Source organism: Lactococcus sp. FSL K6-0773 (genome assembly GCF_038006485.1).
In the GTDB taxonomy this organism is placed as follows: domain Bacteria; phylum Bacillota; class Bacilli; order Lactobacillales; family Streptococcaceae; genus Lactococcus; species Lactococcus lactis.
Map to the genome: position 1 here is coordinate 824,729 of NZ_JBBOVF010000001.1, position 18,629 is coordinate 843,357.

Genomic DNA, 18,629 nt, shown 5'->3' on the forward strand with positions numbered 1-18,629 from the left:
TTTTTCTCTCAAATTTTAGCCTCTTTTATGTGGCTTTTTTCTTCCGTCAGTAAATTTTTTGCCATTATCTTTTTTGTCAGTAAATTTGCCCTTAGCAGCTTTACTGTAAAATGGTTTCTTGGCTGATTTCTTTTTCTTTTTATCAAATTCAGATTTCTCGTCAGCTCTTCTGCCATTTTTTGATTTATTAGCAGATTTGTCAGTAGATTTTGGCGCTACTGATTTAACCTTAAGAGATTGATTTGATTTTTTGCGACCTTTATGATCAGGTTTTTTCTTCGCTTTCGCTGCTTTATCAATCAAATCTAATTCTGAAGGTAGATATTCAAAATCAATCTCCCCAGTCATTCTATCAGCTTTGACAACTTTTATTTTAATAGGCTGACCAATTTTAAAGGTAAGTCCACTTCGTTCGCCAATAAGCGCCAACATTCGTTCTTGATAATTAAAATAATCACCTTTAAGGGTTGAAATATGAACTAAACCTTCAATCGTATTTTCAAGTTCAATAAACATTCCAAAACGGGTAACTGAAGCAATAATCCCTTCATACTCTTCACCCACATGTTCTTCCATGAATTCGGCTTTTTTCATTTTTTCAACTTCACGTTCAGCATCAACCGCCCGGCGTTCACGATGACTAGAATGTTCTGCAATTTCAGGAATTTTATCTTCCCATTTTTGTAAAATATTAGCTGGTGTTTTTCCCTCACCAATTTCACGAATCAATCGATGAACCAACAAATCGGGATAACGACGAATTGGTGAAGTAAAGTGCGTATAATTTTCCGCAGCTAAACCAAAGTGACCCTCATTGTTTTCTGAATAACGAGCTTGCTGCATACTCCGTAACAACATAGTTGACAAGACCATTTCGCCAGGCTGACCTTTAATTTTCTTCATGAAAGCTTGTAAAACCTTCTGATCAATACCATTTGAAGTTCCTTCAATCTGCATTCCAAAAGTTGCTGCAAAATCAATAAAACGTTGCAATCTATCAGCTTTTGGTTGTTCGTGAATCCGATAGATAAAAGGCAGGCCATGCGCTTCGAAATGTGTCGCAACTGTTTCATTCGCTTCAAGCATGAATGATTCAATCATTCGCTCAGCAATGCCACGTGTTCGTTTTCTAATTTCAATTGGCAGTCCTTTTTCATTGACAATGATTTTCGCTTCTACTGTATCAAAATCAATGGCCCCGCGTCTTTTACGCATGGCTTCTAAAATATGGTGAAGTTCAACCATTATTTTTACAGAATCTGCAATTTTAGCATAGTTTTCAAGTGCTGCCTCATCTCCTGCAATCATTTGATTAACGGCATCATAAGTCATTCTTTCTGTCGTTTTAATAATTGATTGAGAAATTTGATAGTTGATCACTCGACCTTCAGGACTAATTTCCATGACACAAGACTGCGTTAGACGATTGATTCGAGGATTCAATGAACAAATTCCATTAGAGAGACGTTCGGGCAGCATTGGAACTACTCGATCCGTCACATAAACAGATGTTCCACGTTCGTAAGCTTCTTTATCTAATGGAGAATTTTCAGTGACGTAGTGTGAAACATCCGCAATATGTACTCCTAATTCATAGTTTCCATTTTCCAAACGTTTAGCATGCACAGCATCATCAAGGTCTTTTGCGTCTGCTCCATCAATTGTAAAAGTGATTTCATTACGATAATCGACTCGTCCCACAATTTCATTTTCTGGAACTTCTTCTGGAACAGCTTCAGCTTGGTCTAAAACTTCTTTTGGAAATTCAGAAACAATATCCATTGAAGCCAAAACTTCCAAAACGTCAATTCCTTGGTCATCTGCTTGACCAATAATTTCAGTGACTAATCCTTGCATTGTCTGTGGAAATTCCTTATCTGGATAATGAGTGATTTCAACACGAACAATCGCTTTATTTTCAGGAATTAAACCTTCATTTTCTAAATAAACACGATAAGGGATTTTTTTATTCCGAGATTTAACAAAACCAATCAGTCCTGTTTGCTCTTTTTCATCATCATTCAAAGCTACAAAAGTTCCAACAACCTGATGGACGTCATGGCGAATGATTTCGACAACATGCCCTTCAGCAGAAGTTCCTTTGAGCGCATTGGCATTTTTATCAATTTCAATAAAAACTTCGTCACCATCAAGGGCGAAAGCCGTTTGGCCTCTTGCGACAAAAACGTCTGGTTCTTCAGCATCAATGCTGACAAAACCAAAGCCAGCTGCATTGGCCCGTAAAATTCCGCTGATGACAACTTTTGCCTCTTCTTTTTCGGCTAGTTCAACTTTACCTTTTGCAGTAAAATTAAGCAAATGCTCGGCTTCTAGTGAAGCTAAAGTTTTGACAAATACTTTGTAATCTTTAGCCTTATTCATATGTAACGCAACTGACAATTCTTCTACTGACAGTGCTTTTTTTGAACTATTCTCAAGATAGTCCATGATTACTTCTCTAATACTCATTATATTCTCTCAATGAACTTTTTGACCACAAAAATTGGACAAAAAGCCCCTTTCTTTTTTTTATTTCAAATATTAACTTGATTTTTTAGCTAATATTTTAAGAGATTATCAGTGGTATTAATCATTTTATCAGACATTTTTGACTGATAGAATCAATTCTACCACTGACAATTTGGACAATTAAACATTTGACGCAATTAGAAAAACATTTATAAGAAAATAAAATACGGACTGTTTTCAGCCCGCAATTTTAACGTGTTGATAAAACAACAAGAGCAAATCCAATAACTAGCCATAAGCCAATCATGATTGCTGTAAAACGCTGCATCACTGCCTCAAAACCGCGCGCTTTACGACGTTCAAACAATTCACCTGTTCCACCCGAAAAAGCATCTGCTGCTCCATCTTGTTTTGAAGGTTGCATGAAAATCGCTACAATAATAAATGCTGAAACTACAAGCATTGCAACAAGCAAAATGTCATAAATTACTTTTTCCATAGTCTTATAAATTACTTAGGCGATAAACCTAATCTCCTTTTTCAAAATTGCGTTACTTACATTTTACCATATTTTCGATTAAAAGTCATTCCGAATCCTTTAATAAAAAATTACTGACGATTTTGTCAGTAATTTTTTATTTTAATCAAGTTCAGCTACAAATTTATAAGCTTCTTGAGCTGCTTGCGCTCCATCACCAATAGCTGTAGTGATTTGACGGAAATCTTTTTGACGAACATCACCTACGGCAAAAATACCAGGTAGACTTGTTCTCATATGGTCATCGGTAATAATCCAACCGGCTTCATCAGTAATTCCAAGATTCCCAGCAAATTCAGCAACTGGGTCAAGTCCCACATAAATGAAGATTCCACCAAAAGCTTTTTCAGTTACTTCACCCGTTTTAACGTTTTTATAAACAACGGATTGAACTTTTTTGTCATCCCCTTTAATTTCCATAGGAACAGAATCCCAAATAAAGTTGATTTTTTCTTCTTTGAAAGCTCTTTGTTGGATAATTTCTTGTGCACGCAATTTATCACGACGATGCATAATTGTTACTGATTGACCAAAACGAGTCAAGTAGAGAGCTTCTTCAACAGCAGAGTCACCACCACCAATAACTAAAATTTCTTGGTTTCTAAAGAAAGCACCATCACAAACGGCACAGTAGGAAACTCCGCGAGCTCCATATTCTTCCTCACCGGGAATTTCAAGCTTACGGTGATTAGCTCCTGTCGCAATAATAATTGATTTAGTGACAAACTCATCATCTTCTGTGATAATTTTTTTGTAATCCCCATGGTCTTCAATAGCCGTCACAAAACCATAAGCATTTTCTACACCTAAACCTTCCAAAGGTTCAGCCATTTTCATTGAAAGTTCAGGACCCATGATTGTTTCATAGCCAGGATAATTTTCAATCTCAGCTGTGTTATTCATTTGACCACCAGGAACACCACGTTCTAAAAGCAAAGTTTTCATTTCAGAACGTGCAGTATACATCGCTGCAGTCATTCCCGCAGGGCCTGAACCAATGATGACAACATCATATTTCTTTTCTGTCATTTTTAATCCCTTTTCTAAGAGCTAAAGAACTCCCCTTAAATTCATAAACTCAAGCTAGCATTTCAGCAAACTTGAGCCATTTTTTATTAGTTCTAAAAACTCTTTTTTCTAATATCTAAAATCTTATAGCACCATTTTACATTGTCAAACGATATTTTTCCATTAATTAGATTTATTTAAAGCATAAATAGAAATCAAAGTCCACGAATTCTTAGTATTACAAGTACTCCTAAAACAGCAAAACTCAGGATAGGCGTCGTTAAAATACCAACTAAAATTAAATCAAAAATTCGGTTTCTTCTTTCAGTCCACGGTTTTTTCGTATTTCGCACAAGGTAAGTGAACGCATATAATCCACCTACCAATAAAACAAAGATAGCTGAAATTAATAGACCTTTTAAATAAAACTGTAAAATCATCATTTTAGTTATTAACCTCTAAATTCTTGACATGACGTGATAAAAACTCTCGTGTACGAGGATTTTTTGGTGAGTAGAAAACTTCTTGAGGAGTTCCCGCTTCAATGATTTTCCCTTGTTCAAGAAAAAGCACTTTTGTTGCTACATTATAAACAAAGTCCATTTCATGACTGACAAGAACCATTGTTTGCTTATTTTGAGCTGCATTTAAAATTACTTCTTGAACTTCACCAACTAATTCAGGGTCAAGGGCAGATGTCGGTTCATCTAAAAGTAAAAGTTTTGGTTGCATCGCTAAAGCACGAGCGATTCCAACCCTTTGTTTTTGACCACCTGATAAAAATTTTGGATAGTAATCTTTCCGGTCAGTTAGACCAACCTTATCTAATTCAGCTTCGGCAATCTCTTTTGCTTGCGCCTTAGATAATTTTTTAACCTGAATCAACCCTTCCATTACATTTTCAAGGGCAGTCCGACGTTCAAAAAGATTAAATTGTTGAAAAACCATTCCAGTCTTTCTGCGAAGTTCAAGTACTTCTTGCTTTGTGATTGTCGAATAATCAATCTTTAAGTCATCAATTTCAATTTGACCACTATCTGGTCTTTCAAGATCATTTAAAGCGCGGAGAAAGGTTGATTTCCCAGCACCAGAAGCGCCAATAAGGGCAACAACATCTCCTTCTTCAATTTCCAAGCTAATGTCATTGAGAACTTGATTACCCGAAAATGTTTTACTTATATTTGTAATTTTAATCATTATCGTCCTCCTTAGGCTTGGTTAAATGGATTTTTGCTCAATGAAATTTGTGCACGATTTTTACGTTTATCATTTGGCATTCTTACGTCTAATTTACGCTCTAATCCACGAATTAAGAGTTCAAAAATAATACAAATTGGCCAGTAAACTAAAGCTAAGGCTAAATAAGTTTCAAATAAACGGAAGGTTGAGCCCCCAATAATTTGAGCACGAGCTGTCATTTCTACCACACCTGCAACGAAGGCAAGTGAAGTTGATTTCAAAAGTCCAATCAGAGCGTTTCCTAAAGGAGCCGTTGCAACGGTTGCTGCTTCAGGTAAAGTCACACGCATAAAAACTTGGAAGTTTGTCATTCCGAGTGATTTGGCTGCTTCGATTTGTCCTTTATCAACGGATTGAATTGCAGCACGAATTGTTTCCGAGTTATAAGCTCCTTCATTGAGTGCGAAAGCAACAATGACAAAAAGCATAGCTGGAATTGTATTCACATTAAAATTCGTTCCATAATTCATATTGATTGCTTTTAAAATCAACGGAATCCCCGTATATGAAAGGTATAATTGTACCAAAATAGGGGTTCCACGAATGAAACTAACAAACAAAGCACGCAATTGATTCAAAATTGGAATTTTATTAATACGAACCAAAGCAAGAATGAGTCCTAAAAGTAACCCAAAGACCATGGCAATTATTGTCATTTCAAGAGACGACGGAATCATTTTTATAATTGGTAAAAAGGCATCTACAAATGCTGACCAACTAAAAATCTTTGTGAAAAACATGGTCCAAAAGTCATGAAAATTATACTGACCTTTGATTAAGAGAAAGGGAAGAGCTGGCAAGATAATTAAAGCCAAAAGCAAGACAATCCCAAGAATTATTTTTTTATTTTTTTTCATATTTTTTATTTTTCTAATAGGGAAAACTCTGTCAGTAAAAAAGTGACAGAGTTTATTCGGATTTATTGAACTTATTATTTAATATTTTTACATTTACTTATAAGTTCGATTTTTTACCTGACCATCACTTCTACTATTATACAAAATTTTGGTCTTTTTTTCTCCTATTTTTTACGAACTGAACTGTCAGTAAATTTTGATTGGTCAAGAGACAAATATTTTACTGACAGCCCTTCGATTTTAGGTTAAATTTCTTGTCAGTAAAATTTACTTAAACATTTCTGCTTTTGGCACGAAATCCCCACCAAGATATTTCTTGGAAATTTTCGCCAAACTACCATCAGCCTGCATTTTTGCCAAAACTCCATTCACATCTTTTTGAAGTTTTTTACCTTGCGAATCTTTGCCAAAGAGGAAATATTCATAACCGTCATGTTCAGCATCACCAGTATCCATACTGATATCTTCAATTTTTAGATTGTCAAAACCTTGTTCTTTAACTGCAGACTCTAAAGAAATCTTATCATAAAGCATGAAATCAATTTTTCCTGATTCAACTTGCGTGAATCTTGTGTTAATTGAAGTAGAATCTGCTGAGTAACTAATTTTGATTTCTTTATCTGGATTGGCTTTGTTCCAATCTTGAATTGACTTTGTATAATTTGATGCTGGATTACCAATTGTCGATTTTCCAGCCAAATCTGCCAAAGTTTTATAAGTCCCAGATTTCACAAGAACTGCATTGTTTGATTTTGAAAGTGGTGATGAGAAATAATATTTTTCAGCTCTACTTTTTTCCCAACCAAAATCATTAGCACCCATTTGGTAACGGCCAGAATCAATCCCTGGTGAAATCCCAGAAAAATCTGTCACTTGAAATTTCACTTTATACTGTGGCAATTTCTTGAAAACCGCACGAGCAACCTCAATATCGTAACCCGTTAAATTTCCTTGACTATCTGAATAAGTAAATGGCTTTGTTGCCCCATCTGTCGCAATCACAACAGATATTGCTTTATCTGATGAATCTTTTGAACCTGATGAGCATGCAACCAAAGTTCCAGCAGCGATAAGTGAAAGAGCGGCAAATGTGACCTTTAGTGATGTTCTCATAAAAGTTCCCCTTTAAAAATTTGATAGACCTATCTTAACACGAACTTAAGACCTTTGCCATAAAAAAAACTTATAGCCAGATTTAGCTATAAGAATAACAAAAAAATAGCAATAAATGCTATTTTCTTCTATTATATTTAATACTCTAATGCAAAATCAGCCGACATATCAGTAACTGAACTGATTTTAACTGACTCACCAGGTTGTGGTGCATGAATCACTTGGCCATTTCCAAGATAAATTCCCACATGGTCTCCACCATAAAAGATAATCAAATCTCCAACTTTGGCTTGGTCAAGTCCGACTTGTTTTCCACTTGCAATTTGGTCCCAAGTTGTACGACCAATTTCTTTACCTAAAACTTCTCTATAGACGTAACTTGTGAATCCTGAACAATCAAAGCCAGCTGGTGTAGTTCCACCCCAAACATAGGGAACACCTAAATATTTTTTGGCTGTACTGACAAGTTTGTCAGCTCGTGACTGAACTTCTTTAGCCGCACTTTGTGTTTTTTCTACTTTTGAAACGGCACTGACAGTATCATTCATTGTTTTTGTTAAAACATCAAGTGAATTTGTTGCTGCTGACAAATCTGTCAGTGAACTTTGTGCCTTATTATCATCAAATACTGAATCTGCTTTTGCAGGATTCGCAATCAGGGCAGCACTAAAACTTGTAAGAAGTGCTGCAGAAATAATTATTTTTTTCAACATTGTTAGCAAGTATAACACAAAAAAACCGCCTGACAAGCGGTTTTACAAGCTTTTAATTTTTTGTAAATTTGTTACCGAAAAAATTTACATTTAATCTTTACGTAACAAAACCACTTAAACTCATTTCTAAAATAATCCTGAGATTTTTCCATCATCAGTGACATCCATTTTTAAAGCTGCTGGATTTTTAGGAAGCCCTGGCATTGTCATTACGTCCCCCAAAAGAGCAACGATAAATCCAGCTCCAATTTTTGGAAGTAGTTCACGAACTGTAACTTCAAAGCCTTCTGGTGCCGCTAAAAGATTTGGTTGGTCTGAAAATGAATATTGAGTTTTAGCCATGCATACTGGCAAATCATTCCAACCATTTTCTTCAATTTCTCTCATCTGACGCTTAGCCTTTGGTGAATAATTGACTTTGGAACCGCCATAAATTTCTGTCACAACTTTGTCAATTTTAGCTGATAATGGCTCTTTTAGGTCATAAAGATAGCTAAAATCAGATTTTTCTTGTAACATTCCTGACAGTTTTTCGGCCAAATCTAAACCACCTTCACCACCCTTAGCAAAGACTTGGGTCAATGAAACTGGAACTCCCAATGCTTCTGTCAGATCTTTTAATGCTGAAATTTCAGATTTAGTATCTGATGCAAACTCATTAATTGCCACAATTACTGGCAAACCGTAACTCTGCATATTTTTAATATGACGTTCTAAATTAGCAAAGCCCTTTTTAACAGCCTCTACGTTTTCCTTAGTCAATTCTTTTTTATCAAGGCCACCATGCATTTTAAGTGCACGAAGTGTAGCCACAATTACTACCGCATCAGGTTGTTTTCCGAGCTGACGAGTTTTGATATCTAAAAATTTCTCACCACCAAGGTCAGCTCCAAACCCAGCTTCTGTAATGACAATATCAGATAATTTTAAGGCTGTTTTTGTTGCCAAAACAGAATTACAACCATGCGCAATATTGGCAAAAGGCCCACCGTGAATCAAAGCTGGCGTTCCTTCAATTGTCTGAACAAGGTTTGGTTTCAGTGCATCTTTCAAGAGCATCGCAATAGCCCCTTGAACCCCCAAATCACCAAGGGTTACAGGTTTACGGTCATAAGACTGAGCCAGAACAATTTTTCCTAAACGTTCTTTCAAATCGCTGATTGAAGTTGCCAAACATAAAACCGCCATAATTTCACTGACTACTGTAATATCAAAACCATCTTCACGGGGCACACCATTTAAAGGGCCACCAAGTCCAACAGTGACATGACGAAGGGCACGGTCATTCAAATCAACAACACGTTTCCAAATGATTCTTCTTGGGTCGATATTTAACGGATTTCCTTGATGAAGCGAATTATCAAGAAATGCCGAAATAGCATTATTGGCAGTTGTAATCGCATGAATATCCCCTGTAAAATGAAGATTAATATCTTCCATTGGTAATACCTGTGCAAAACCACCACCAGCAGCTCCACCCTTAATTCCCATAACAGGCCCTAAAGAAGGTTCACGCAAGGCCACCATTACATTTTTACCTTGTCTTGCAAATGCATCAGCCAAACCGACAGTAACTGTCGATTTTCCTTCTCCAGCAGGTGTGGGATTAATTGATGTCACCAAAACAAGTTTTCCTTCAGACTGTTGGTCAAACTTATCTAAAACCTCTAAAGGAATTTTAGCTTTGTATTTACCATAAAGTTCGATATCATCAAATGATAGTCCAATCTTTTCAGCAATTTTGGTAATAGGTTGAATGTCAGCAGCTTGAGCAATTTCAATATCCGTTTTCATAATTCTCCTCTAAAGGCTTCTCATATTTGAGTTTAATTATACTAATTTTAATATTATTCTAACAAAAAATGAAGGAATTTTCCCTTAATAGTATTTCTTTTGGCAGGCTTAGCTAAAAATTGTTCGGAAATAAAAAAACTAGCTTTCGCTAGCCTTTAGATTTTTTCAATTTTAACAGCTGTTCCATAAGCAGCGACAGAATCAATATTTTGGAAAGTCGATGAGTCAAAACGCATCGCAACAATTGCATTTGCTCCTTTGGCTTTAGCTTCCTCTCTCATACGATCAATCGAAGTTTCACGGGTTTCATGTTGAAGTTTTGTATAACCATTTATTTCGCCACCTACAACAGTTTTCATCTGTTGACCGGCACTTGAAAATAAATTTCTTGAACGCGTTGTTAATCCGAAAACTTCACCATATACTTCAGTAATTCGATAACCAGCCACTTCATTTGTAGTCACAATAAGTATTTCTTCCATTTTATTCCTCTTTTCATAAAGCATAATTTTAAAATAATTATAGCATGACTTAAAAAATAGTCAACAATTTTTATTTACTACTTTTAGTTTTGGTAAAGAACTTCAAATTCTTCGCAAAGAACTTCCATATTAGGACTATATACTTTTAAGTCACTCCAAAAGTCTTGATGCACTTTCCGCCAGTAGTCTAAACTTTGATCCCCTTCTCCTTCTTTAAAAGCATGCTCAGCGCTGACATCAAAAAAATTTCGCACATAAACTTTAGAAGTTGTAATAGCAGCTCTTGGTTGACCTTTTCCATCTAGTAAAATATCAAATTTTCCATCAACTGAAGGGAATGGTTCATCTTCACCATACTCAGCTACAGCGCTAGCCGTCGCACTTTTCTTTCCCTCTAATACTAAATCTAAAAGTTTATCAGCCAATTCTGGCTCAGTTATTGGACCATCAACCTCATTACAAAATGCCCAAGCCCACCTAAAATTTTCTCTTGCCAATCCTGCTTCTTTGATAAAATCTTCGTAAGTCATCTTTTCTCCTTTGTTTGAAGGAAAATTTAATTTCCTAGTTTATTCCATCATATCAAAATTTTTTAAGCACAGATGATTAAATGCATTTTTATTGATAATAAATAAAAAAGTCCTGTCATTAAGACAGAACTTTAACTAATTATTCAGAAATCAAAGTTTCCAATCCAACTTTCATCATATCTGTGAAAGTCAATTGACGCTCTTCAGAAGTTGTTGATTCTCCAGTCAAAATATGGTCAGAAATTGTCATAATTCCCAAAGTTTGAACTTTATATTTTGCCCCAAGATAATAAAGGCCAGCAGCTTCCATTTCAACAGCCTTCACACCAAGTTTTCCAACTTTAACTGCATCTGGTCCACCGTAGAACAAATCAGAGCTGAGAATATTTCCAACGTGAGTTGTAATTCCAAGGTCTTTTGCAATATGATAAGCTTTATCAAGCAAATCAAAATCAGCAATTTGGGGGAAATCAAAATCAGGGAAATCATTACGAATAATCGCTGAAGTTGTCGCAGCTGCTTGCCCAATGACAAGGTCACGAATATGAACATCTTCATTTACAGAACCAGCAGTCCCAACACGAATTAATCTTTTTACACCGTATTCTGTAATTAATTCATTAGCATAGATTGAGATTGAAGGAATTCCCATTCCTGTTCCCATAACAGAAACACGATGGCCCTTGTAAGTTCCAGTAAAGCCAAGCATTCCGCGAACTTGGTTAAATTGCACAGCATCTTCAAGGAAGTTTTCTGCGATAAATTTTGCGCGAAGTGGATCTCCTGGTAAGAGAATTTTATCTGCGATTTCGCCTTTTTGAGCTTCGATATGTGGTGTTGGCATTTTTAATTTCCTTTTCTTTTAATATAATTATCAAATTTACTGACAGAGTTTCCATCAGTAAGTTAAGAACTTAATTTTTCCAGCGTTTCAAACCTTTGAGTTGCATTGGATAAAGCCTTTTGAAAAGCCATTTTTGCATTTTGGGCATTGAATTATTATCTAAACCTTTTCGCCCAATTTCGACCATTTCATCAAAAGTAAGTTCTGGTTGGACAAATCGTCCTTGCATATAGCAATAGATACAATAGTCTGTTGAAAATTCTCCATTTGCTTGCGTTCCCTTATAAGAATCATCAGCAATTGGCATTCCACACGACTGACAAAATGCTTTCTTAGCCATAAATAAATCTTTCTAAACTCTGTCAGTAAAATTTACTGACAGAAATTTTTTTCTATTAAACCAAAGCATCCAAGAATGATTCACCAGTTTGAGCCTTCTTTACAGAGAAGTTTTCGGCAACAGTTGCTGAAATATCAGCAAAATGTCCCACTGGTAAAACTTTAGGGTCTTTCAATGATTTAGAGAAAATCACGAGTGGAATATATTCACGAGTATGGTCAGTTCCTACGTACGAAGGGTCATTTCCGTGGTCAGCAGTAATCATCAACAAATCATCTTCTTTCATTGCATCAATGATTTCTGGCAAACGACCGTCAAAGTCTTCAATTGCTTTTCCGTAACCTTCAACATCGCGACGATGTCCATATTTAGCATCGAAGTCAACTAAGTTTGTGAAAGAAAATCCTTCGGTAAACTCAGCTTTTGTCATCGCTTTAAGCAGACGGTCAACCCCGTCCATATCGTTATGATTATGCCCCATATCATATTTCACACCTACTGTGTTGAAAATATCTGAAATCTTCCCAACTGAATAAGTATCAATTCCAGCCTTATAAAGTTTTTCCAAAACTGTTTCAGCAAATGGTGACAAAGCATAGTCACGACGTCCATCAGTCCGTTCAAAGTTTCCAGCTTCTCCAACATAAGGGCGAGCGATGATTCGGCCAATCATGATTCCAGACCCTTCAAGGGTAATTGAACGAACATATTCACAAATTTTATAAAGTTCTTCACGAGAAATGACATCTTCATGTGCCGCAATTTGCAAAACAGGGTCTGCTGAAGTATAAATAATCAACTCACCAGTTTCCAATTGACGAGGACCAAAATCTTCAATGACTGCTGTTCCAGAATAAGGTTTATTTGCTTCACGAATGATTTTACGGCCAGAAAATTCTTCAATTTTTTCAAGTAAATCCTCTGGATAACCTTCTGGATAAGTTGGGAATGGCGTTTGAATATTTAAGCCCATAATTTCCCAGTGCCCAGTCATTGTATCCTTACCTTTTGAAATTTCTTCTAGTTTAGTGACATATGCTGCTGGTTTATCAGCTTTTGGAACCGTTTTGAGCGGACTTTCGCGCGGGATATTTCCCCAACCCAATTTTTGAAGGTTAGGCACATCAAGCCCACGAATTTCTGAAATATGACCAATCGTGTCTGAGTTCACATCATTAATTGCTTCATGCGTTTCAACGTCATGATTAAAGAATTTGTCAGCATCTGGTGCAGCACCAATTCCGACAGAGTCCATTACAACAAGATGAATACGACCAAATTTTTTAGGCATTATATCTCTCCATTTCTGCTGCTATATCGATAGCAAAACTAACTAATTCTATTATACATAAACTCTTCCAAAAAGGGCAGTCAAAGCTGTTAAAAAAATACATTCTTTTTGTCAAAAATTGCATTTTCTACTAAATAGATGTCATAAAAAAATCATTAGATGTTTGTCCAATGATTTTTTTCTTTTTATTTTAAACTTTCTTGAAATTGTATTTTTGCCAAATCAAGATTTGATTGTGAAATTGCTGTAACTTCTGACTGACCTGCTACTTTGCTACTACGGACATTAATTTTTTTAATCCTTATTGCTCCATTATAATTTAATGCTAAAGCCTTAACATTTCCAAAGTTAAAACTTGTTTTAAAAACCTTAGGGAATGCCGTCAAAATTTGACCATAATGTCTAATTAAAACACGTGGACTTTTGAGTTTGCTAACGACTGCCATCACTACTTCTTGCTGACGTGCAAAAGCTTTTTTAGTATCTCCAGCATTTAACAAAGTAAAATATGCTGCCACTTCCTCTGCTTTATTTAAAGCAACTGTTCCTTGAGGAAATTTAAACCCTTGTGCCGAAAATTCATTAGCATTTTGAATGGATACGCCACCAATCGCTTGAACTAATTCTCCCATTTGATCGAAATTCCTTCCTACAAATTTATTAATTTTAACCTGAAGTAGTTTTTCCATTTCTTTAATAACCGCAGCTTCTCCCTTAGAATTATAGAGAGTTAATAAGGTTTGTTTGTCTGGAAGTATGGCACTTGTAGAAAGATTGATAACGGTTGTTTGTTGTAAACGAGGGTTTGTTGCTGCCAAATTTGCCGACACCAATACATCTTTCCCATCAATTTTACTTATTCCAAGAATTGCCGTCGTAAATGGCTCTTTCTTTTTTAAGGAAATAGAGGTCATTTGCGTTGGCGGATTCACATAAGCCTTCGTTACGGCTGTTTTCAAATCAAAATAAACTTTTCCACCAACAGCTCCTAAAATAATGATAAAAAACAAAAGTACAAATAAAAATATTTTTAAAACTTTTCTCTTCTTCTTTTTGTTTCCACGTTTTATTTGCCTTCCATTTTCTGCCACTCTGGATTTAACCATTTTATTCTCCTTAACCTCTCATAATTGACTCAATCAAATCTAAGACTCGGTCCGTTGATTTTCCATCTCTAAATTTATACATTTTATCAGTAAATAATTGCCGTTTCAAATCATCACTCTCTGTTTCATCATTAACAGCTATTATTGCTTTAATTAACTCATCTTCATTTTTAGTGACTTGCCCTGGAAATTCATTTTCATAATCAATCGTAAATCCAGGCTTATGTGAATATGTCATTAAATCAGGACTATAAGCAAGAATTGGTTTATTAAAGACCATCCAATCAATTGCAATTGCCGAATAATCTGTCACTAAAATATCTGTCACACAAAAGAGTGAGGAAATCAACTCATCTTGAATATATAAAACATGTTCATTTTTTTCATAATTTGAATGCTGAATAAGTGGGTGACTTTTATAAATGACTATATAATCATTTCCAATTGCCTGATGAATCTTTTCTAAATCAATCAGTGCTTCCTTAAAATGCGTACTAATCCGTCCTCTAAATGTTGGAGCATATGTGATAATTTTCTTTCCTTTTAAAAGAGGATATTTTCCTACCAATCTCTGACAAGTCAGGTCAACAAAATTTTGGTCGAAAATCTTATCATTATTTGGAATTCCAGTAACAAAAACCTGATCCTCTATGACATTAAATGCACGCGCAAAAATTGGTTTTAAAAAATCTGAGTTAACAATCGTATAGTCATAATGATTAACGATATAGTCTCGCTCCACATCATTTCCAAATTTTATCAAAGCGCCTGTCGCATGCCACAACTGTAAAACTTTAACATTCTTACGGTGTGGGAACTTGGAAACAACAAAATTATTGTAATCAATAATGACTAAACGTGAACTTTCAATCAAAAATAATTGGCGAATACAAGCATAACCATATTTTATATTTCCCCAAAGTGATGATTCAAATTTGAACAAAACTGTCCGCAATTCATATTGATCTTTTTTCTTCAAACGATCATAAATCAACTTAAAATCTTTTGATAAATTATCATGTTCCAGAGAAATAAAAGTAATCCGATTCTTCTTCACCCTCAAAATGAGGGAAAAAGGATAAAAGATTCCAAGAATTATTGTCAAAATAATTGATTTAGTTTTCATAAAAAATCCTCTTAGCAACTTTAGAACTAACTTTACCATCATTCCATGAATTAAAGACTTGATTAAATACCTGCAAACGGTCATAGTCAAAGATATCTTCTTTAATCCTTCTCAACAATTCTTTTTCTGTTCTAATAACATCATTAGGCAACTCATCAGGAACATTTAAGTAGAATCCCCTTAATTCTTGCTCATATTGTTCAAAGTCATACATATAAAAATAAATTGGACGGTTTAAATTCGCATAATCAAAAAATACACTAGAGTAATCCGTAATTAGAACATCACTCATTAAATAAGCATCATTAATATCCGCACTTGCTGCCATAAGATACACAAAATTACTCAAATCATTCGGAATCTGATAGACATTAGAAATCAAATAATGAGGTTTAAATAAAATAACCGTATCATCACCTAACTGATTCTTCCACTTATAAAAATCAACAGCCAATTCAAATCTATATCCTCTTATTCCAAACGAATCATCACGCCAAGTTGGAGCATAGAGAACAACTTTTTTATCAAGTGGTAGACCATATCGGCATTTCAGTTCCATGCATTTATTAGAATCAGCATTTACCAAAAAATCAACCCTCGGATACCCAACTTCCAATAGTTTCCCTCTATCTAGATTAAAAGCGCTAGTAAAAGCTTGACTTGAAAAAGGATTAGGCGAAATCAAATAATCCCAATGCCTACTATCCTCGTCATAACTCCTAAGCATCTGCTGATAAGATAAACGACTTCGATAATAAGTAATACCATTATCTAAAATATCATGTCCCAAACGTTTCAAAGGCGTTCCATGCCAAGTTTGTAAATAAACCTGCTCCCCTTTTTTATGATAATAAGGAGCCATTTTTGAATTAAATACCCAATACTTTGCTTTGGAAAGTAAATAATAATAACTAAATGAGTTAAATTTAACTACCTTAGCCCTATTAACGGACCGTTTTACTTTAAAAGCCCAGACAAAATGATAACTAGCAAATTCCTCATGATCTCTTAAATATTCAAAAAGATATCTTGGATTATCTGAATAAGCCTTTCCATTAAAAGAAGCGAAAATAACCAATTTATCATCTGTTTTTACAAATTTCCCTAAAATCAAAAGGAAAAGAGATAACATTTTTCTAAGTATTAATAATCGCATTTTGACTAATAAATTTAGCATTTTTCCCCTTTCAAATGATTTTAGCCCATTTGTTTTCGAATAATTTTTATCAACTCTTTAATTGATAAATTTGTTAAAAACGAATCTGAAATTTCATTAATAATTTCTTGACACTTTTTCAAATCCTTTTCTTTACGCAAAGCTTTTAAAATTTGATTAAGATCACCATCTCCCGGTTTACCTACAATTTTTAAAGAATTGGCAAGCGCTAATTTTGAAAGAATAATCACGTTTGCTCCATTTGGTAAAATCACTTCTTTAATAAACTTTTTCTTATGCAATCGATAGATATCATCTTCGACTTTAACGTATAACACATCACTGTCATCTGGCTTAGGATAATTTGATTTTTGTTTTTTTATCAAATTTTCAAGTTGCAAAAATATTTTGATTAGTTTAGTTGGATTTCCTAAAAAAGAAAATTTAGAAAAAATCAGACTTAAATCGCTCATAAACTCATTTTCTATTAATTAGCTCTTACCACTTATTCATTTGGTAGTATTATCACTGCTTTCCTTTTTTGAATAAAGTTTTCCAATTTCCTTTTTTATATTTGAAGAAGAAACTTTACCACGTGGAAAATACATAATTTTTAAATTAGGAAATTCTTCTTTTAGAAAATCAAATTTCCCTTTCCAGTCATCACCCATCGCAAAAATATCAACATCAAACATATCAATATAAAGGCTCTTATCATCCCAAGATTGCTCTGGCACAACCAAATCCACATAGCGAATTGATTCTAAAACATACTTTCTTGTATCATAATCTTGAAAAGCTTTTTTACCTTTTCCAGCATTAAACTCATCAGTTGAAAGCATAACAATCAACTTACTCCCCAAATTTTTCGCATTTCGTAACATATTAACATGACTCTCATGTAAAATATCAAACGTCCCTGCAACTAAAACAACTTTTTCTTTATCCATTTTTTCTCCCTTAATTACTAATTTTTATACCAAGCAACATATCGACTATTCAAAAGATATCCATTTTTTTTAGAATTTCCATGTTGATTGATAAAATTATTTTTACTTTGGTAAATAAAATCAAGTTTAGGATTTCTAAAATGAATAGGGTATAAACGACTATCAGTGGTTGTCAACTCTGAATATATCGTGTTTTCAAAAGTATTGTCCATAATTGTTACTTTAGGTGTTCCTGTCCCACTGTGAGAACCGATAGCTGTAGCCGAAAAATATTGTCGTGCCATATATCGTTCATTATCAATTTTCCCCTGACCTATTACACCAGTATAAGGCCCAAAATAGGAGTTTTTTAATGTTATATTAGTTGATATTTTGGATTTACTGTCTGCATTTTTAGGCAAACCCTTTTTCTCTTTGTTAAAAATAATATTAGTTGAATCTGAAAATCCATAAGTTCCAAAGCATCCTTCATAAGCCGAATCAACTTGTATTGCTTCCGAATAAAGAGCGTGTGGATTGCTTTTATATAATCGGTCTCTGTCTAAAGAAGATAAGCCTGCCTTTCCAAATCCCCGTACTTCTAAATCGTTAAAAATAAAATTATCTACAGCTGCTAAATCAAATAAATGATATCCCATACTTTGTGCATCATAAAAACTTAAATATTCAAAATGAACATTATGAGCTTTTAAAGCATTCAGCCCAAAACGTCCTTTACCTTCTTCTGTATTTGAAGCACTACCATAAAAAGAAGCATTTTTTATAGTTTCATAATTTGAACTTTCTCCTCCAGAAATCATTCGAATCAAAAAATTCCCAGTAATTCCAATATAAAATGTTGAATTATTAAAATCAATATCAGCCCCACTAGACCCTACTAGATTAATAACTAAATTGCCTTCCGTTACTTTATACACCTTTTGAGGAAACACAATTGAAGATGGATTATCAATCGTAAGTGTAAGGCCACCCAAATTATTACGATGAGACTTTAAGACTTTTTCCAATTCAGCAGTATTTGTTATTTTATAATCAGAACTATTATTAACGGCTTTTGATTTAAAGATTATCCC

20 protein-coding genes are annotated in these 18,629 nt (G+C 34.5%); all 20 read right to left on the reverse strand.

Annotated features, from left to right (window positions below; all coding sequences use genetic code 11):
- Positions 1–15: 15 nt before the first annotated feature.
- Positions 16–2,469 carry a ribonuclease R gene (rnr, locus tag MHB61_RS03970; RefSeq protein WP_137016173.1) on the reverse strand — a complete coding sequence of 818 codons (2,454 nt, stop codon included), beginning with the start codon at positions 2,467–2,469 and terminating at the stop codon, positions 16–18.
- 250 nt (positions 2,470–2,719) lie between these two features.
- Positions 2,720–2,968, reverse strand: coding sequence for a preprotein translocase subunit SecG (secG, locus tag MHB61_RS03975; RefSeq protein WP_003130913.1), 249 nt, complete (start codon positions 2,966–2,968; stop codon positions 2,720–2,722).
- A gap of 141 nt (positions 2,969–3,109) precedes the next feature.
- Complete coding sequence (trxB, locus tag MHB61_RS03980; RefSeq protein ID WP_010905642.1) at positions 3,110–4,036, reverse strand: thioredoxin-disulfide reductase; 927 nt, start codon at positions 4,034–4,036, stop codon at positions 3,110–3,112.
- 194 nt (positions 4,037–4,230) lie between these two features.
- Positions 4,231–4,458, reverse strand: coding sequence for a DUF4059 family protein (locus MHB61_RS03985; protein WP_004255037.1), 228 nt, complete (start codon positions 4,456–4,458; stop codon positions 4,231–4,233).
- A gap of 1 nt (position 4,459) precedes the next feature.
- Entirely contained in the window at positions 4,460–5,212 is a 753-nt protein-coding gene (locus tag MHB61_RS03990; protein ID WP_004255031.1) for an amino acid ABC transporter ATP-binding protein, read from the reverse strand.
- A gap of 11 nt (positions 5,213–5,223) precedes the next feature.
- Positions 5,224–6,111: an amino acid ABC transporter permease gene (locus MHB61_RS03995; RefSeq protein ID WP_004255026.1), complete on the reverse strand. Its 888-nt coding sequence runs from the start codon at positions 6,109–6,111 to the stop codon at positions 5,224–5,226.
- Between the two features lie 267 nt (positions 6,112–6,378).
- Positions 6,379–7,224 carry an amino acid ABC transporter substrate-binding protein gene (locus tag MHB61_RS04000; protein WP_004255024.1) on the reverse strand — a complete coding sequence of 282 codons (846 nt, stop codon included), beginning with the start codon at positions 7,222–7,224 and terminating at the stop codon, positions 6,379–6,381.
- A 137-nt stretch (positions 7,225–7,361) separates the two neighbouring features.
- Positions 7,362–7,955, reverse strand: coding sequence for a C40 family peptidase (locus MHB61_RS04005; RefSeq protein WP_010905640.1), 594 nt, complete (start codon positions 7,953–7,955; stop codon positions 7,362–7,364).
- A 108-nt stretch (positions 7,956–8,063) separates the two neighbouring features.
- Complete coding sequence (locus MHB61_RS04010) at positions 8,064–9,731, reverse strand: formate--tetrahydrofolate ligase (protein ID WP_004255019.1); 1,668 nt, start codon at positions 9,729–9,731, stop codon at positions 8,064–8,066.
- 155 nt (positions 9,732–9,886) lie between these two features.
- Entirely contained in the window at positions 9,887–10,213 is a 327-nt protein-coding gene (locus MHB61_RS04015) for a heavy metal-binding domain-containing protein (protein ID WP_010905638.1), read from the reverse strand.
- 83 nt (positions 10,214–10,296) lie between these two features.
- The gene (locus tag MHB61_RS04020; RefSeq protein WP_004255012.1) at positions 10,297–10,743 is read right to left on the reverse strand and encodes an ASCH domain-containing protein; all 447 of its coding nucleotides are present in this window, start codon (positions 10,741–10,743) and stop codon (positions 10,297–10,299) included.
- A gap of 139 nt (positions 10,744–10,882) precedes the next feature.
- A complete protein-coding gene (gene deoD / locus MHB61_RS04025) occupies positions 10,883–11,587 on the reverse strand; it encodes a purine-nucleoside phosphorylase (RefSeq protein ID WP_004255010.1) in 705 nt (234 codons plus the stop codon).
- Positions 11,588–11,657: 70 nt separating this feature from the next.
- Positions 11,658–11,927 carry a zinc ribbon domain-containing protein gene (locus tag MHB61_RS04030; protein WP_004255008.1) on the reverse strand — a complete coding sequence of 90 codons (270 nt, stop codon included), beginning with the start codon at positions 11,925–11,927 and terminating at the stop codon, positions 11,658–11,660.
- Positions 11,928–11,982: 55 nt separating this feature from the next.
- The gene (locus MHB61_RS04035; protein WP_004255006.1) at positions 11,983–13,218 is read right to left on the reverse strand and encodes a phosphopentomutase; all 1,236 of its coding nucleotides are present in this window, start codon (positions 13,216–13,218) and stop codon (positions 11,983–11,985) included.
- 185 nt (positions 13,219–13,403) lie between these two features.
- Positions 13,404–14,324: an LCP family protein gene (locus MHB61_RS04040; protein ID WP_010905636.1), complete on the reverse strand. Its 921-nt coding sequence runs from the start codon at positions 14,322–14,324 to the stop codon at positions 13,404–13,406.
- Positions 14,325–14,334: 10 nt separating this feature from the next.
- Entirely contained in the window at positions 14,335–15,450 is a 1,116-nt protein-coding gene (locus MHB61_RS04045; RefSeq protein ID WP_137016176.1) for a CDP-glycerol glycerophosphotransferase family protein, read from the reverse strand.
- Positions 15,440–16,627: a CDP-glycerol glycerophosphotransferase family protein gene (locus MHB61_RS04050; RefSeq protein WP_014570507.1), complete on the reverse strand. Its 1,188-nt coding sequence runs from the start codon at positions 16,625–16,627 to the stop codon at positions 15,440–15,442. The genes MHB61_RS04045 and MHB61_RS04050 overlap by 11 nt, the downstream gene beginning before the upstream one ends.
- 20 nt (positions 16,628–16,647) lie before the next feature.
- The gene (locus tag MHB61_RS04055) at positions 16,648–17,079 is read right to left on the reverse strand and encodes a hypothetical protein (protein ID WP_137016178.1); all 432 of its coding nucleotides are present in this window, start codon (positions 17,077–17,079) and stop codon (positions 16,648–16,650) included.
- Between the two features lie 36 nt (positions 17,080–17,115).
- A complete protein-coding gene (tagD, locus tag MHB61_RS04060) occupies positions 17,116–17,556 on the reverse strand; it encodes a glycerol-3-phosphate cytidylyltransferase (protein WP_003130272.1) in 441 nt (146 codons plus the stop codon).
- A gap of 17 nt (positions 17,557–17,573) precedes the next feature.
- Positions 17,574–18,563: a hypothetical protein gene (locus MHB61_RS04065; RefSeq protein ID WP_080554620.1), complete on the reverse strand. Its 990-nt coding sequence runs from the start codon at positions 18,561–18,563 to the stop codon at positions 17,574–17,576.
- Between the last annotated feature and the right edge of the window lie 66 nt (positions 18,564–18,629).

Bases quoted from the DNA above. Each gene is read 5' to 3' on its own strand.
- MHB61_RS04000 (WP_004255024.1), bottom strand. From the start codon at position 7,224: ATGAGAACATCACTAAAGGTCACATTTGCCGCTCTTTCACTTATCGCT.
- tagD (WP_003130272.1), bottom strand. From the start codon at position 17,556: ATGGATAAAGAAAAAGTTGTTTTAGTTGCAGGGACGTTTGATATTTTA.
- secG (WP_003130913.1), bottom strand. From the start codon at position 2,968: ATGGAAAAAGTAATTTATGACATTTTGCTTGTTGCAATGCTTGTAGTT.
- MHB61_RS04030 (WP_004255008.1), bottom strand. From the start codon at position 11,927: ATGGCTAAGAAAGCATTTTGTCAGTCGTGTGGAATGCCAATTGCTGAT.
- trxB (WP_010905642.1), bottom strand. From the start codon at position 4,036: ATGACAGAAAAGAAATATGATGTTGTCATCATTGGTTCAGGCCCTGCG.
- MHB61_RS04010 (WP_004255019.1), bottom strand. From the start codon at position 9,731: ATGAAAACGGATATTGAAATTGCTCAAGCTGCTGACATTCAACCTATT.
- MHB61_RS04035 (WP_004255006.1), bottom strand. From the start codon at position 13,218: ATGCCTAAAAAATTTGGTCGTATTCATCTTGTTGTAATGGACTCTGTC.
- MHB61_RS04040 (WP_010905636.1), bottom strand. From the start codon at position 14,324: ATGGTTAAATCCAGAGTGGCAGAAAATGGAAGGCAAATAAAACGTGGA.
- MHB61_RS04055 (WP_137016178.1), bottom strand. From the start codon at position 17,079: ATGAGCGATTTAAGTCTGATTTTTTCTAAATTTTCTTTTTTAGGAAAT.
- MHB61_RS04045 (WP_137016176.1), bottom strand. From the start codon at position 15,450: ATGAAAACTAAATCAATTATTTTGACAATAATTCTTGGAATCTTTTAT.
- MHB61_RS04050 (WP_014570507.1), bottom strand. From the start codon at position 16,627: ATGCTAAATTTATTAGTCAAAATGCGATTATTAATACTTAGAAAAATG.
- deoD (WP_004255010.1), bottom strand. From the start codon at position 11,587: ATGCCAACACCACATATCGAAGCTCAAAAAGGCGAAATCGCAGATAAA.
- MHB61_RS04020 (WP_004255012.1), bottom strand. From the start codon at position 10,743: ATGACTTACGAAGATTTTATCAAAGAAGCAGGATTGGCAAGAGAAAAT.
- MHB61_RS03990 (WP_004255031.1), bottom strand. From the start codon at position 5,212: ATGATTAAAATTACAAATATAAGTAAAACATTTTCGGGTAATCAAGTT.
- MHB61_RS03985 (WP_004255037.1), bottom strand. From the start codon at position 4,458: ATGATGATTTTACAGTTTTATTTAAAAGGTCTATTAATTTCAGCTATC.
- rnr (WP_137016173.1), bottom strand. From the start codon at position 2,469: ATGAGTATTAGAGAAGTAATCATGGACTATCTTGAGAATAGTTCAAAA.
- MHB61_RS04015 (WP_010905638.1), bottom strand. From the start codon at position 10,213: ATGGAAGAAATACTTATTGTGACTACAAATGAAGTGGCTGGTTATCGA.
- MHB61_RS03995 (WP_004255026.1), bottom strand. From the start codon at position 6,111: ATGAAAAAAAATAAAAAAATAATTCTTGGGATTGTCTTGCTTTTGGCT.